Source organism: Agromyces sp. NPDC056965 (assembly GCF_042673425.1).
Lineage (GTDB): Bacteria > Actinomycetota > Actinomycetes > Actinomycetales > Microbacteriaceae > Agromyces.
This window is the reverse complement of sequence record NZ_JBHURI010000002.1, coordinates 1-14,527: the sequence shown is the minus strand read 5'-3', so window position 1 is coordinate 14,527 and position 14,527 is coordinate 1. Positions and strand designations below refer to the sequence as shown.

11 protein-coding genes are annotated in these 14,527 nt (G+C 71.0%); 8 read left to right on the top strand and 3 right to left on the bottom strand.

Translation table 11 applies throughout. The features are described 5' to 3' along the window. Positions 1-76 precede the first annotated feature (76 nt). The 3 genes from pepN to ACFTQE_RS00770 form a co-directional block, all read right to left on the bottom strand. Positions 77-2,644: an aminopeptidase N gene (gene pepN / locus ACFTQE_RS00780; protein WP_376923278.1), complete on the bottom strand. Its 2,568-nt coding sequence runs from the start codon at positions 2,642-2,644 to the stop codon at positions 77-79. 132 nt (positions 2,645-2,776) lie between these two features. Further along, on the bottom strand, positions 2,777-3,652 hold the full coding sequence (locus ACFTQE_RS00775) for a hypothetical protein (protein WP_376923277.1): 876 nt from the start codon (positions 3,650-3,652) through the stop codon (positions 2,777-2,779). 159 nt (positions 3,653-3,811) lie between these two features. Continuing rightward, the gene (locus ACFTQE_RS00770; RefSeq protein WP_376923276.1) at positions 3,812-5,296 is read right to left on the bottom strand and encodes an SDR family NAD(P)-dependent oxidoreductase; all 1,485 of its coding nucleotides are present in this window, start codon (positions 5,294-5,296) and stop codon (positions 3,812-3,814) included. A gap of 84 nt (positions 5,297-5,380) precedes the next feature. Between ACFTQE_RS00770 and ACFTQE_RS00765 the strand changes: the two genes are divergently transcribed. From ACFTQE_RS00765 to ACFTQE_RS00730, 8 genes are all read left to right on the top strand, one after another. Beyond that, positions 5,381-6,373: a DUF2332 domain-containing protein gene (locus ACFTQE_RS00765; RefSeq protein ID WP_376923275.1), complete on the top strand. Its 993-nt coding sequence runs from the start codon at positions 5,381-5,383 to the stop codon at positions 6,371-6,373. A gap of 9 nt (positions 6,374-6,382) precedes the next feature. Beyond that, complete coding sequence (locus tag ACFTQE_RS00760) at positions 6,383-6,886, top strand: ribose-5-phosphate isomerase (protein WP_375833524.1); 504 nt, start codon at positions 6,383-6,385, stop codon at positions 6,884-6,886. Between the two features lie 4 nt (positions 6,887-6,890). Beyond that, positions 6,891-7,901, top strand: a complete 1,011-nt coding sequence (locus ACFTQE_RS00755; protein WP_376923274.1) for an Fpg/Nei family DNA glycosylase — start codon at positions 6,891-6,893, stop codon at positions 7,899-7,901. A gap of 66 nt (positions 7,902-7,967) precedes the next feature. Further along, positions 7,968-8,612, top strand: a complete 645-nt coding sequence (locus ACFTQE_RS00750) for an FMN-binding negative transcriptional regulator (protein WP_376923273.1) — start codon at positions 7,968-7,970, stop codon at positions 8,610-8,612. Then, positions 8,609-10,135 carry an amidohydrolase gene (locus ACFTQE_RS00745; protein WP_376923272.1) on the top strand — a complete coding sequence of 509 codons (1,527 nt, stop codon included), beginning with the start codon at positions 8,609-8,611 and terminating at the stop codon, positions 10,133-10,135. The genes ACFTQE_RS00750 and ACFTQE_RS00745 overlap by 4 nt, the downstream gene beginning before the upstream one ends. A 91-nt stretch (positions 10,136-10,226) precedes the next feature. Continuing rightward, a complete protein-coding gene (locus ACFTQE_RS00740; protein ID WP_376923271.1) occupies positions 10,227-11,414 on the top strand; it encodes a Fic family protein in 1,188 nt (395 codons plus the stop codon). A gap of 114 nt (positions 11,415-11,528) precedes the next feature. After that, positions 11,529-13,076, top strand: a complete 1,548-nt coding sequence (locus ACFTQE_RS00735; protein ID WP_376923270.1) for a multicopper oxidase family protein — start codon at positions 11,529-11,531, stop codon at positions 13,074-13,076. Then, positions 13,066-14,487: a sensor histidine kinase gene (locus ACFTQE_RS00730; RefSeq protein WP_376923269.1), complete on the top strand. Its 1,422-nt coding sequence runs from the start codon at positions 13,066-13,068 to the stop codon at positions 14,485-14,487. The genes ACFTQE_RS00735 and ACFTQE_RS00730 overlap by 11 nt, the downstream gene beginning before the upstream one ends. Positions 14,488-14,527: the final 40 nt, after the last annotated feature.

Here is a 14,527-nt window from a genome sequence, read left to right as displayed (position 1 = left end):
CTTGAGAATGGTTCAGGGCGGGCCGAGGTGGTACCGAAGTACCACTCGACCCGCCCTGAGCGGTCGTGCGGAGGTGCTACTGCGCGTCGCGCGCCTGCGCGGCGAGCGCACGCTCGACGCCGGCGACGTTCTCGACGACGAGGCGGCGCAGCGCGGGCGCAGCGTCGGCGTTCGCGGCGAGCCAGGCGTGGCTCGCGTCGACGAGCTCGCGGTTGGCGAGCGGCGCCGGGTAGAGCAGGTCGACGAGCTTCTCGGCGATCGCGTAGCTGCGGCGCTTCCAGATGCCGTCGAGCATGCCGAAGTACCGCTCGATGAACGGCGCCAGCAGCGACTGGTCGTCGGCGCGCACGAAGCCGGTCGCCGTGGTGCGCACGACCGAGTTCGTCGCCGTGTCGACGTCGATGACCGACGCCCACGCACGCTGCTTGCCCTCGGCGGTCGGCGTCGCAGCGCGGGCGTGCGCGGCCGACTCCTGACCCGTGGCGGTCTTGTCCGACTCGAGGCGGGCGTCGATCTCCGCATCGCCCGCGCGGCCTGCGGCGACGAGCGCGATGAGCAGCTCCCAGCCGAGGTCGGTGTCGATGTCGAGGCCGTCGAGCGTGATCGAGCCGTCGAAGAGCCCCGCGAGGGCGTCGACGTGCGACCCGGCTTCGGCGATCGAGGCGAACGCCTTCACGAACTGGAACTGGGCGTCGCTGCCGGCCGCGGCCTGCTGCGCGAGCTGCCAGAATCCGTCGGCGAGCGCACGGCGCGCGTCGGAACGGTGCTCGGGGGCGACGTACGAGCTCGCCGCGAGCTGCGCGTTCGCGAGGATGATGCGCAGCGTCGTCGACTCGGTCTCGCTCGCGATGTTGCCGAGCACGAGCTCGAGGTAGTCGCTCGCGCTCGTCTCGGCGTCGCGAACGGCGTCCCACACCGAGCTCCAGACGAGGGCGCGCGCGAGCGGGTCCTCGATCTTCGACAGGTTGGCGATCGCGACCTGCTGCGACGCCTCGTCGAGGCGGATCTTCGCGTAGGCGAGGTCGTCGTCGTTCAGGAGCACGAGGTCGGGGCGCGCGAGGCCGACGAGCTCCGCGACATCCGTGCGCTCGCCGTCGATGTCGAGCTCGACGCGGTGCTCGCGCACGAGCGCGCCGTCGACGAGGTTGTAGAAGCCGATCGCGGCGCGGTGCGGGCGGATCGTCGGGTAGTCGGGGTGCGCCGACTGCAGCACGGTGAACGAGGTGATCGTGCCCGAATCATCGGTCGCGATCTCGGGGCGCAGCGTGTTGACGCCCGCGGTCTCGAGCCAGAGCTTCGACCAGGCCGACAGGTCGCGGCCGCTCGCGACCTCGAGCTCGGAGAGGAGGTCGGAGAGGGTCGTGTTGCCCCAGGCGTGCTTCTTGAAGTACGCCGAGACGCCGGTGAAGAACGCCTCGATGCCGACCCAGGCGGCCAGCTGCTTCAGCACCGACCCGCCCTTGGCGTAGGTGATGCCGTCGAAGTTGACGAGCACGTCCTCGAGGTCGCGGATCTCGGCGACGATCGGGTGGGTCGACGGCAGCTGGTCCTGACGGTACGCCCAGCTCTTCTCCATCGAGTTGAAGGTCGTCCACGCGTGGTGCCACTCGGTGGCCTCGGCGGTGGCGATCGTCGACGCCCACTCGGCGAACGACTCGTTCAGCCACAGGTCGTTCCACCACTTCATGGTGACGAGGTCGCCGAACCACATGTGGGCGAGCTCGTGCAGGATCGTGACGACCCGGCGCTCCTTGATCGCGTCGGTGACCTTCGAGCGGAAGACGTAGACCTCGGTGAAGGTCACCGCGCCCGCGTTCTCCATCGCACCGGCGTTGTACTCGGGCACGAAGAGCTGGTCGTACTTCGTGAACGGGTAGGGCACGTCGAACTTCGACTCGAAGTACTCGAAGCCCTGCTTCGTCTTCTCGAAGATGTAGTCGGCGTCGAGGTACTGCGAGAGGCTCTTGCGGCTGAACACGCCGAGGGGGATGACCCGCCCGTCGGAGCTCGTGAGCTCGTCGCGCACGACGTCGTAGGGGCCGGCGATGAGCGCGGTGATGTAGCTCGACATGCGCGGGGTGGGCTCGAACGCCCACGTGGCCGTCGAGACGTCGTCGGCGCGGCGGCCCGAGGGGTGCAGCTCGGGCTCGGGGGTCGGCTGGTTCGAGATGACCTGCCAGTGCGACGGCGCGGTGACCGTGAACCTGAACTCGGCCTTCAGGTCGGGCTGCTCGAACACGGCGAACATGCGGCGCGAGTCGGGCACCTCGAACTGGGTGTAGAGGTAGACCTCGCCGTCGGCGGGGTCGACGAAGCGGTGCAGGCCCTCGCCGGTGTTCATGTAGCGGCCGTCGGCGACGACGACGAGTTCGTTCTCGGCGGCGAGGTTCGGCAGCTGGATGCGCACGCCGTCGCTCACCTCGGCGGGGTCGAGTTCGACGCCGTTCAGGGTGACCGAGTGCACGGCCGCCGTGATGGCGTCGATGAACGTCGACGCACCTGCGGTGGCGGTGAATCGCACGGTCGTCTGGCTGCGGAACACCTCCGGCCCTGTGGTGACATCGAGCACGACGTCGTAGTCGCGCACCGAGACGAGCGCAGCGCGCTCCTCGGCTTCGATTCGGGTGAGGTTCTCTCCGGGCACGTCTGCTCCTTCGGCAGTCATCGACGCGGCTCGTGGCCGCAGGCAACGTGCATCAGCCTAGCTCTCGGGCGGCCCGGGGTCACGGACGTGCGGCGATCGCACGGCGATCATGCGGCGAACGGATGCCGCGGCTCAGCGCGTGACGATGGAGACGACCGCTGCGAGGAAGAACGGCAGCGAGGCGACCACGGCGACGGCGAGGAGGATCCGGCCAGTGATGACGCCCTGCCTCGAGGCACGGACGGCGAGGAACCACGGCAGTGCCCGCGGGATCGCGAAGGCGACGAGCGCACCGACGGCGATGACGATGCCCAGGGGGAAGAGGACGACGGCCGGGGCGAGCGGCGCCGCGGGGCCGATCCACCGCTCGCGCGTGACGAGCGGAAGGCTGCGGCTGAGACGGCCGGCGAACGCGGCGAGGAAGGAGCCCTGCAGCAGGGCGAGCAGCGAGAAGGCGATCACCGCGAGCCATCCGGGACCGACGAAGTTGAAATCGAAGTTGTCGGCGCGAAGCGGATCGAGGAACGGCGCGAGCGTGACGAGCAGCAGCGCGCCGAAGCTCGGACCCGCGAGGCGACCGCGCGGCAGCCACGGCGCGACGAGCAGGAACAGGGCGGCCGAGAGCACCGAGGCGGGCAGTGCGCCGAAAACGAGGTACGAGATCGTGCCGTCGACGGTGATCTCGCCGACATCCGCTTGCGCCTCGGTGATGCCCCCGGTCGCCTCCGGAGAGGCCGCGGCGAGGAGTCGCATGATCAGGCGCCCGCCCGCTCCGGTGATGAGCAGCCCCGATGCCGTGCCGATCGCCGTGAACACGGCCGCCCACCAGAGGAAGAGGCGAACGCCGTCGGTGTGCACCGCGAGCCGCGGGGACCGCTGGGGCGACCCGCTGTTCGCGGTGGCGAGCGTGTGCGGGATCGGCGGGGGTTGGAGACGCTCGCCCGACCAGATCACGGAGAGCACGATGCCGAAGAGCAGCAGGATGCCGCACACGATCACGACCAGCATGCGCCCTCGCCTCCCCGGTTGGTGCTCGCGAGCCTACTGTCGGCGTCGTCGAGCCCGCCGCCCCCAGAACGCGGCCCCTCTCGGCGAGGAGACCGTGGCGTCACCAGTCGCCGCGCGCTGAGTCCTTCAGGAACGCGGTTCGGCGAGGAGGCCGCGTCATCACCAGTCGGCGCGCGCGTAGTCCTTCAGGAACACGCCGGTGACGTCTTCGCCGGCCTCGCCGCGCACGATCGGGTCGTACACCCGCGCGGCGCCGTCGACGAGGTCGAGCGGCGCGTGGAAGCCCTCCTCGGCGAGCCGGACCTTCGTCGGGTGCGGCCGCTCGTCGGTGATCCATCCCGTGTCGACGCTCGTCATGAGGATGCCGTCGGCGAGCATCTCCTTCGCGCTCGTGCGCGTGAGCATGTTCATCGCGGCCTTCGCCATGTTGGTGTGCGGATGCCCCGGGCCCTTGTAGCCGCGGCTGAACACGCCCTCCATCGCCGAGACGTTGACGACATAGGTGCGACGGGCCTCCGAAGCGGCCAATGATGCCCGCAGGCGGCTCACGAGGATGAAGGGGGCCGTCGTGTTGCAGAGCTGCACCTCGAGCATCTCGAGCGGATCCACGTCTTGCACGGCCGCGCTCCAGCTGTTCTCGTGGTGCAGGTCGGGCACCAGGCCGCCGGCGTCGATCGCGGTGCGGTCGGCGAGCTTCGCGAGCGAGCTCGAACCGGGGGCGAGGGCGAGGGCCGTGAGGTCGTCGGCCGTCATCGTGCCGGCGAAGAGGCCCGAGGTGAGCACCGGGTGGCTCGACACGGAGTCGGCGAGCGCGAGCGGGTGCGCGTCGTTCGTGTGGCCGAAGCTCACGAGCTCGGGCATCGGGCCGTCGGGCAATGGCGAGGACTCGGCCTCGACGAGGGGCGAGTACGAACCGGGGGAGCGGCGCACGGTCTGCGCCGCGTTGTTAATGAGGATGTCGAGGGAGCCCTGCGCCGCGACGTCGTCGGCGAGCGCGATGACCTGTGCGGGGTCGCGCAGGTCGATGCCGACGATCTTCAGGCGGTGCAGCCAGTCGCCGGCGTCGGGCATCGCGGCGAACCGGCGGGCGGCATCGCGCGGGAACCGGGTCGTGATCGTGGTGTGCGCGCCATCGCGCAGCAGGCGCAGTGCGATGTACATGCCGATCTTCGCGCGACCGCCGGTGAGCAGGGCGCGCTTGCCCGTGAGGTCGGTGCGTGCGTCGCGCTTGGCGTGGCTCATGGCCGCGCAGCTCGGGCAGAGCTGGTGGTAGAACGCGTCGACGAGGGTGTAGCGCTGCTTGCAGATGTAGCAGGGGCGCGCCACCTGCAGCTCGCCCGCGGTGCGCGCGTCGGTGCCGCTCACGAGGTCGGCGCCGCGGGTCTCGTCGTCGATGCGGGTCGGTGCGCCCGTCGCCGTCGCGGCGATCACTGCGCGGTCGGCATCCTGGATGACGCGGCGCTTCTCGAGCCGGCGGGCGACCTTGACCGCCTTGAACATCTTCGCCGTCGCGTGGCGCACGGTCTCGAAGTCGGGGTCGTCCTGGTCGAGCTCGCTGAGCGTGGCCAGCACCCGCAGCGTCGTCTCGAGATCGCGCGCGTCGATCGTGGGCGCGCTGACGGAGGCGGAGTCGTCGGAGGGCATCCAGCGATTCTACGGGCCGCAACCCCCGATCACCTGTGTGCCGCTCTGCGCCGGTTGCGTTCGTCGCCGGAGTAGCGTGACGCCATGAGCACCAGCACCGATGCCTCGGCACCGACCGCCGACCGGTACCGATCGTTCGCCGAGGTCGAGGCGCACGGCATGTCCGCCACCTACGAGGCCTGGGCGGCGGGAGTGGCGACGGATGCCGCGGTGCTCGCGCTCATCGACGAGCTGCCGCCGCAGAAGCGGCAGCCGAACCTCGTCTTCTCGGCCGCGCGCCTGCTCGGCGCTCCGAGCGGCGGCTACCCCGAGTTCGCCGCATGGCTCGCCGAGCACTGGGGCGAGGTGCGCGACGTGGCGTCGACGCACGCGACCCAGACCAACGAGGCCGCCCGGTGCGCGCTGCACCTGCCCGTGCTCGGCGGCATCGAGGGCCCGATCGCGCTGCTCGAGGTCGGAGCATCCGCCGGCCTCTGCCTCTATCCCGACCGGTACAGCTACCGCTATTCGGGGCATGGGCAGCTCGACCCCGTCGACGGCCCGAGCGAGGTCGTGCTCGACTGCACGCTGCGCGGCGACGTGCCGCCGCCCATTCCCGCAGCCATGCCCGAGGTCGTGTGGCGCGCGGGCATCGACCTGCACCCGCTCGACGTGCGCTCGCCCGCCGACGTCGACTGGCTCGACGCCCTGGTCTGGCCCGAGCACGACGATCGCCGGGCCCGGCTCAGGGCCGCCGCCCGGATCGCCGCCCGGACCCCGCCGAAGCTCGTCGGCGGCGACCTCAACGAGCGACTCGCCGCGCTCGCCGCAGCCGCACCCTCCGATGCCACGCTCGTCGTCTTCCACACGGCGGTGCTCATGTACCTCGACGCGGCCGGCCGCGAGGCCTTCGTCCGGCAGGTGGACGAGCTGCCCGGTCGATGGCTCTCGGTCGAGGGGCGGAGCGTGGTCCGCGGCATCCGCGTGCGCGACGACGTGCCGAACGAGAGCAGCGATCTCGTGCTCGCCGTCGACGGGGTGCAGCAGGCCTGGGCGCAGCCCCACGGGCGTGCGCTCACCTGGGCGCCGAATCCCTAGACTTGGCGCATGCGCATCCACATCGCGACCGACCACGCCGGCCTCGAATTCAGCCGCACGCTCGTCGATCACCTGACCAACGGCGGTCACGAGGTCGTCGACCACGGCCCGGCGGAGTACGACGCCCTCGACGACTACCCGGCGTTCTGCATCAACGCGGCGCTCGGCGTCGCCCGCGACCAGGCTGCCGGCGTTCGCGCGCTCGGCGTCGTGTTCGGCGGATCGGGCAACGGCGAGCAGATCGCGGCCAACAAGGTTCGCGGCATCCGTGCGGCGCTCGTGTGGAGCATGGACACCGCGATCCTCGCGCGCGAGCACAACGACGCCAACGTCATCTCGATCGGTGCGCGCCAGCACACGGTCGAAGAGGCGATCCGCTACATCGACGCCTTCATCGCCGAGCCGTTCTCCGGCGACGAGCGCCACGTGCGCCGCATCGCCCAGCTCGCCGAGTACGAGACGACGGGCGACATCGCGGGCAAGGGCGTCGACGTCGAGGCACCGGCGGAGTAGTCGGGTGCCCGAGGGTCACTCCGTCCATCGCATCACCCGGCAGTTCGAACGCAACTTCGTCGGGCACGTCGTGCGCGCCTCGAGCCCGCAGGGCCGGTTCGCCGCCGGCGCCGCCGAGATCGACGGTCGGCGCATGACCGACGCGCGGGCCGTCGGCAAGCAGATGTTCCTCGGCTTCGAGGGCGACGTCTGGCTGCGCGTGCACCTCGGCATGTACGGCGCGTGGGACTTCGCGGGCGAGATCCTGATGGATGCGACGATCGCCTCGGCGAACGGACGCATGGGCCAGACGAACCAGGCCGGCACCTTCCTCGACCGCCCGAACCCCGACGCCGTCGTCTTCGACTCGGCCGGCGAGAACTCGCTGCAGTCGATCGGCGCGCCCCGCAAGACCCGCCTGCGCATGTCGGAGTCCGAGAAGGAGAAGGACGCCAACGGCCTCGACACCTTCCCGCCCGAGCCGATCGGGCAGGTGCGGGTGCGCCTCCTCACCGACACGATCTGCGCCGACCTGCGCGGCCCCACCGCCTGCGAGGTGCTCGACCCCGCCCAGGTCGAGGCCGTGGTCGGCCGTCTCGGCCCCGATCCGCTGCTCGACGACGGACCCGAGGCCGAAGAACGCTTCACCCGCACGATCCTGAAGAAGGCCACCCCGATCGGCCTGCTCCTCATGGACCAGAACGTGGTCGCGGGCATCGGCAACGTCTACCGGGCCGAACTGCTGTTCCGGGCGAAGCAGAATCCGCACACGCCGGGCAGGCTCGTGCCCGAAGAGCACGTGCGCCACCTGTGGCGCGACTGGGCGAAGCTGCTGCGCATCGGCGTCGAGACCGGGCAGATGATGACCATGGACGACCTCGACCCCGAGGCGTACCGCGCTGCGATGGCCAGCCGCGACGACCGCCACTGGGTGTACAAGCGCGAGGGCCTGCCCTGCCGGGTGTGCGGCACCAACATCGTGCTCGAGGAGATGGGCGCCCGGAAGCTCTACTGGTGCCCCTACTGCCAGGCCTGACCGAGCCTCGGCAGGCCTGACCGCGACCTGCCGGGCTCGCCCGAGACATCCGCCGAAGGAGCCGCGATGCGCCAGAACCCCAGCTTCACCCTTGCGAGCGACGACGAGGTGAAGCGCCTCGTGCGCGAACACCCGTGGATGACGATCGTCAGCATGACGGATGCCTCGGGCCTCGTGGCCTCCCACTACCCGGTGCTGCTCGACGAGACCGCCGACGGCATCGCGCTGCTCACCCATGTCGGCCGCCCCGACGAGGTCGTGCACGAGCTCGGTCGCCACGAGGTCGTGTTCATCGTGCAAGGCCCCCATGGCTACATCTCGCCGGGGTGGTACGACGCGAAGCCCGCCGTGCCGACCTGGAACTTCGTCTCCGCCCACCTGTACGGCACGCCTGAGCTGCTCTCCGACGACGAGAACCTGCGCGTGCTGGAGGCGCTCGTCGACCACTTCGAAGACGCCATGCCCGAGCCGCGGCGCATGCGAGGCACGGCCGAGAACTCCGCCTACGCCGATCGCATCGCCGCGGGCACCGTCGGCCTCCGCATTCCCATCACGCGGTACGTCGCGAAGAACAAGATGAGCCAGAACAAGCCCGTCGAGACCGTGGAGCGCATCATCGCCGAACTCGAGGGCGACGGCCCCTACGCGAGCCCCGCGCTCGCCGCGGAGATGCGTCGCACGCACGAGGCGATGCGGGCGGCGCAGGCATGAGCGGGGCGAATCCACTCGGTGCGACTGCGGGCGCAGCGGATGCCGCCGAGCCCGTGCTCCTCGCCGGCGCGCGACTGCCCGGCACCGACGGGGTCGTCGACCTGCACCTCGCCGGAGGCCGCGTCGTCGCGGTGACGCCGACGGGGGAGACCTCGCCCGGCGGCATCCGTCGTCTCGAACTCGACGGGCGCTTCGTCGTGCCGGGCCTCCACGACCGGCACGTGCACTTCTCCCAGTGGGCCATGGTCTCGCGCCGACTCGATCTCGCCGGTGCCGAGTCGGCCGCCGCGGTCGCGTCGCTCGTCGAGGCATCCGTCGCCCGCGGCGACCGCGAGGTGATCGGCTTCGGCTATCGCGACGGGCTCTGGGCCGATGCGCCGACGCGCGAGGCGCTCGACGCCGTCTCGGGCGAGGTGCCGGTGGTGCTCGTCTCGGCCGACCTGCACGCCTGCTGGCTGAACTCGGCGGCGCTCCGGCGGTACGGAGTGGGCGACGACCTCGCCGGCGCCGGCGGCGTGCTCCGCGAAGACGACTGCTTCCGGCTCGTGCGCGAGATCGACGACGTGGCCGATGCCGTGCTCGACCGCTGGGTCGCCGACGCCGCGCGCCAGGCGGCCCGCCGCGGCGTGGTGGGCGTCACGGAGTACGAGATGCGCTGGAACCGCGATGACTGGGTGCGCCGCGTCGAAGCGGGCGTCGACGTGCTGCGCGTGTCGTTCGGCATCTACACGCAGCACCTCGATCGGGCGATCGCCGAGGGGCTGCGCACCGGCGACGACGTGCCGGGCACGGGCGGACTCGTCGCAGTGGGCGGCTACAAGGTCATCACCGACGGCTCGCTCAACACCCGTACCGCGTGGTGCTTCGATCCGTATCCCGGGCTGGGGCCGGGCGACCACCCCTACGGGCTCGCGACGGTGCCGTACGAGGAGCTCGTGCCCCTCATGCGCCGTGCCCATGGTGCGGGCATCACCCCGGCGGTGCACGCCATCGGCGACCAGGCGAACTCCCGGGTGCTCGACGCGTTCGAGGCGGTCGGATGCCGCGGCTCGATCGAGCACGCACAGCTGCTGCGCCGTGACGATCTCGCCCGCTTCGCGCGGCTCGGCATCGTCGCGAGCGTGCAGCCCGAGCACGCCATGGACGACCGCGACGTCGCCGAACGCTACTGGGCGGGGCGCACCGACCGGGCCTTCATGCTCGCCGACCTCGCGGCGGCAGGCGTCGAACTCGCACTCGGCTCCGATGCGCCGGTCGCGCCGCTCGACCCCTGGGTCGCGATCGCCGCAGCGGTGGGTCGCACCCGCGACGGACGCGACCCGTGGCATCCCGAGCAGGCGATCGAGGTGCGCGCCGCGCTCGCCGCATCGACCGGAGGGCAGGGCGCCGTGGTGCGCGCCGGCGGCCGGGCCGACCTCGCCGTGATCGAGCTCGACCCGTACGCGGCATCCGTCGACGAACTGCGAGCCATGCCGGTCGCGGCCACGCTGCTCGCCGGTCGCTTCACCCACTCGCTCGAGTAGCGATCTCATAAAATACTCGTCGGCTCTTATGAATTCGGCTCATTTCTCATAAAATGGGCCGAGCGGAGTATGAAACCGCGCGAGGAGAGCGATGAGCACATTCGAGCCATGGCCGGCCATCGGGGCCGAGACGCTCGACTGGGAGAGCCGATACGCCGAATCGTCCGCGCTCGAGCGGTACAGCCCCCGGCCGCGAACCTACGACGCTGCCGTGCCGCCACTGATCGCCGAGCGTGCGCTCCGACCGAGCTCCCAGACCGCGGCGCTCGCGCGCGCGGCCGAGAACGAGCTGATCCGCTTCGACGCGTCGCTGAACGACGAGATGACGGGGTTCGCGCCGTTGCTGCTGCGCTCCGAAGCTGCAGCGTCATCGCAGATCGAACACCTCTCCGCGAGCGCCCGGGCCATCCTGACCGCGGAGATCGGCGACACGAGCAAGCGGAACGCCACCGAGATCGTGGGGAACACCCGGGCGATGCAGTCCGCCCTCGCGCTCGCCGACGAGCTCACCCCGGAGTCAGTGCGCAAGATGCACCGAGTGCTCATGGACGGCACGAACCACACACCGGGCGAGTGGCGCACCGAGCCCGTGTGGATCGGCACGAGCGCACGCAGTCCCGTCGGTGCCGCCTTCGTCGCCCCACGGCACGAGCGGGTGCCGGGACTCATGGACGACGTCATGGCGTTCGCCCGGAGGGACGACCTCCCCGTTCTCGCCCAGATCGCCGTCGCGCACGCCCAGTTCGAGACCATCCACCCCTTCACCGACGGCAACGGCCGCACCGGCCGAGCGCTCGTGCAGTCGATGCTCCGCGGCAAGGACATCACCCGTTCCGTCACCGTTCCGGTCTCCGCAGGGCTCCTCACCGACGTGACCGCGTACCACGACGCGCTCGTCGCCTACCGGGCCGGCGACATCGGTCCGATCATCGAGCAGATGGCCATCGCCAGTGACGATGCCATCGGGAACGCCCGGACCCTCATCGCCCAGCTGCGCGAGACGACCGCCGAGTGGCGCGAGACCGCGAAGCCTCGCAGCGGCTCCCAGCTCGAGCGGGTGCTCGACTACGCGGCCCGGCAACCCGTCTTCACCGCAGCCACGGCGTCTGCGGGACTCGGCATCGGCACGACGAACATCTACCCGCATCTGCGGAGGCTCGCAGAGCTCGGCATCCTGAAGCAGAAGACCGAGTACAAGATGGGCCAGGTCTGGCGCGCCGACGAGGTGCTCGTCGCGCTCGACCGGTTCGCGGAGCGCGCGGCGCGGCGCGGGGGCTGACCGCGCGGCGACGTGACAGCGAGGGTGTCAGCCCCTGCACCGGGGGAAAACCCCCGCCCCGATTCGGCTGCGCACCGGCTGTGACGGATTCGCGCCCCTCGCGAGGCTTGAACCATGCCAGCCACACGCCTTCGCCCCCCTCCGCTCCGTCGCCCCCGCGCCGTGCTCGGCACCGCGCTCGCCGCAGTCGCCGCGGGCGGCCTCGTGGCGATCGCCTTCGCCGGATGCGGCGTCGTCGGCCCCGGCCCGATCTCGACCGTGGGCAAGGTCGACTTCGGCACGCCGCTCGCGATCCCGCCGCTCGCGGAGTCCACCGTCGACGCCGACGGCACGAGGGTCTTCTCGCTCGATGCCCAGGCGGGCACGACCGAGTTCACGCCGGGGCAGCCGAGCGCCACGTGGGGCTTCAACGGCAGCTACCTCGGACCGACCCTCGTCGCCGAGCGCGGCGAGCACGTGCGCGTGGACGTGACGAACTCCCTCGACGAGCCGACGACCGTGCACTGGCACGGCATGCACCTCCCGGCCGAGATGGACGGCGGCCCGCACCAGATGGTGGCGGCGGATGCCTCGTGGTCGCCCGAGTGGGACATCGACCAGCAGGCCGCGACGCTCTGGTACCACCCCCATCCGCACGGCGAGACCGAGGACCATGTCGCGAGAGGTCTCGCGGGCATGTTCATCCTGCACGACGAGCACGAGCGCTCCCTCGGCCTGCCGTCGGAGTACGGCGTCGACGACGTGCCCGTCATCGTGCAGGACTCGGGCTTCTCCGCCGACGGCGAGCAGGAGTCGAAGCAACGCGGCTACGCCGGAGGGCTCGGCGACGAGCTCATCGTCAACGGCACTCGCGCCCCGTACCTCGACGTCGCCGACGAACTCGTGCGCCTGCGACTGCTGAACGCCTCGACCGCGCGCACCTACGCCTTCACGTGGAGCGATGCGCGCCCCGTGGAGCTGATCGCGACCGACGGCGGCCTGCTCGAGGCATCCGTCTCGCTCGACCATGTGCGGCTCTCGCCCGGCGAACGCGCCGAGGTGCTGCTGCGCGTCTCGCCCGGCGAGCGCGTCGTGCTGCAGTCGAAGATGACTCCCGAGATCGCGGGTCTCGTCGGGCCGGTCGCCGACACCAACGGCGGCAGCGACGCGCTCGACGTGCTCGAGGTGCGCGCCGCGGAGACGCTCGACCCGGCCCCGCCGGTGCCCGCCGTGCTCAACGCGATCGACGACTTCGACGAGGCCGACGTCGCGATGACCCGGACGTTCACGCTCGACGACAGCTTCGAGATCAACGGCGAGGCGATGGACATGGGGCGCATCGACGAGACCGTGACCGTCGACACGCTCGAGCGGTGGATCGTCGACAACGCCACGCAACTGCCGCACAGCTTCCACGTGCACGACGTGCAGTTCCGCATCGCATCGATCGACGGCGCCGCGCCGCCGCCCGAGCTCGCGGGGTGGAAGGACACGATCTTCGCCGAGCCCGAGAAGAAGTACGAACTGCTGATGCGGTTCGAGGACTACGCCGACTCCGACACGCCGTACATGTACCACTGTCACCTGCTGTGGCACGAGGACCAGGGGATGATGGGCCAATTCGCCGTCGTCGAGCCGGGTCAGCATGCCACGATTACTGAAGGAACCCACCATGAGCACTGACACCACGATCGCCGCAACGCCACCGGCGTCCGCCGCGACCACGGAGACCGCGCCGAAGCGCCGCGGCTACTGGTCGCTGTGGGCGAAGGTGCCCCGGGAGTTCGCCTTCCTCATCCTCACGATGCCGATCGCCATCACCGGGCTCGTCGTGCTCGCCACGACGTTCTTCACCGGCCTCGGCCTGATCGCACTGGTCTTCGGCATCTTCATCCTCGTCGCGTCGCTCTTCATCGCCCGCGGCTTCGGCACCCTCGAGCTCGTGCGGCTGCGCTGGGCGGGCCGCGCCGAGATCACCCGGCCGGTCTGGGAACGCCAGAACCGCGAGCAGGGCTTCTGGCGCACGATGTTCGCGCCGTTCATCGACGGCCACTACTGGCTGTACCTGCTGCACGGCATGGTGATCAACCCGATCATCAGCATCGTCTCGTGGAGCCTCACGATCGCATGGACCTCCGCGGCCCTCGGCGGCACGACGGGGTGGATCTGGCAGCGATACATCCCCGACGGCCGCGGCGACCAGGACTTCTGGCTCTACGACGTCGTCATCGACTGGATGTTCCCCGGCAACACGCTGAGCGTCGACCCGCGCGTCGGCGAAGCGGTGTTCGAGTTCATCCTCGGCCTGATCTTCCTCGCCACGCTGCCGTTCGTGTTCCGCGGCCTCACCCTGCTGCACGACGTCATCGCGCGGGGCGTGCTCGGCGCCTGGCGCTCGGAGGCGCTCGAGCGCGAGGTCGCACAGCTCGACGCGTCGCGCGGCGCCGCAGTGCAGGCTGAAGACGCGTCGCTCCGCCGCCTCGAGCGCGACATCCACGACGGCCCGCAGCAGCGCCTCGTGCGACTGCAGATGGACCTCGCCGCGATCGAGCGCAAGCTCGAGCGCGATCCCGAATCGGCGCGCGAACTGCTCGGCGAGGCTCGCGATCAGGCTCGCGAGACCCTCGACGAACTGCGTGCGCTCTCGCGCGGATTCGCCCCGCCGATCCTGCAGGACCGCGGGCTCGCCGTCGCCCTGCAGTCGGTCGCGGCGCGCAGCCCGATTCCGGTCACGGTCGAGATCGACCTGCCGGCGGATGCGACGCTGCCCGCGTCGATCGAGCGCAACGCCTACTTCCTAGCCGCCGAACTGCTCACGAACGCCGTGAAGCACGCCGAGGCGAGCGGCATCCGCCTGACGGTCTCGACGCGCGACACCGGCGCGACCGGACACTGGCTCGACCTCTGGGTGACCGACAACGGCCGCGGCGGAGCAGCGCTCACCGCCGGGCACGGCCTCGCCGGCCTCGAGGAGCGCGTGCAGGGCCTCCGGGGCATGCTCGTCGTCGACAGCCCCGTCGGCGGCCCCACGACGATCGGCGCGCACATCCCGTTCGCGCCGCTCGCTGCGGGGGAGACCGCGATCCAGAACTGACCCCGAGCAGCGGATGCCTCGTGGCCCACGCGGCCACTGC

Bases quoted from the DNA above. Each gene is read 5' to 3' on its own strand.
- ACFTQE_RS00750 (WP_376923273.1), top strand. From the start codon at position 7,968: ATGCGCCAGAACCCCAGCTTCACCCTTGCGAGCGACGACGAGGTGAAG.
- ACFTQE_RS00775 (WP_376923277.1), bottom strand. From the start codon at position 3,652: ATGCTGGTCGTGATCGTGTGCGGCATCCTGCTGCTCTTCGGCATCGTG.
- ACFTQE_RS00765 (WP_376923275.1), top strand. From the start codon at position 5,381: ATGAGCACCAGCACCGATGCCTCGGCACCGACCGCCGACCGGTACCGA.
- ACFTQE_RS00770 (WP_376923276.1), bottom strand. From the start codon at position 5,296: ATGCCCTCCGACGACTCCGCCTCCGTCAGCGCGCCCACGATCGACGCG.
- ACFTQE_RS00735 (WP_376923270.1), top strand. From the start codon at position 11,529: ATGCCAGCCACACGCCTTCGCCCCCCTCCGCTCCGTCGCCCCCGCGCC.
- ACFTQE_RS00740 (WP_376923271.1), top strand. From the start codon at position 10,227: ATGAGCACATTCGAGCCATGGCCGGCCATCGGGGCCGAGACGCTCGAC.
- ACFTQE_RS00730 (WP_376923269.1), top strand. From the start codon at position 13,066: ATGAGCACTGACACCACGATCGCCGCAACGCCACCGGCGTCCGCCGCG.
- ACFTQE_RS00745 (WP_376923272.1), top strand. From the start codon at position 8,609: ATGAGCGGGGCGAATCCACTCGGTGCGACTGCGGGCGCAGCGGATGCC.
- ACFTQE_RS00760 (WP_375833524.1), top strand. From the start codon at position 6,383: ATGCGCATCCACATCGCGACCGACCACGCCGGCCTCGAATTCAGCCGC.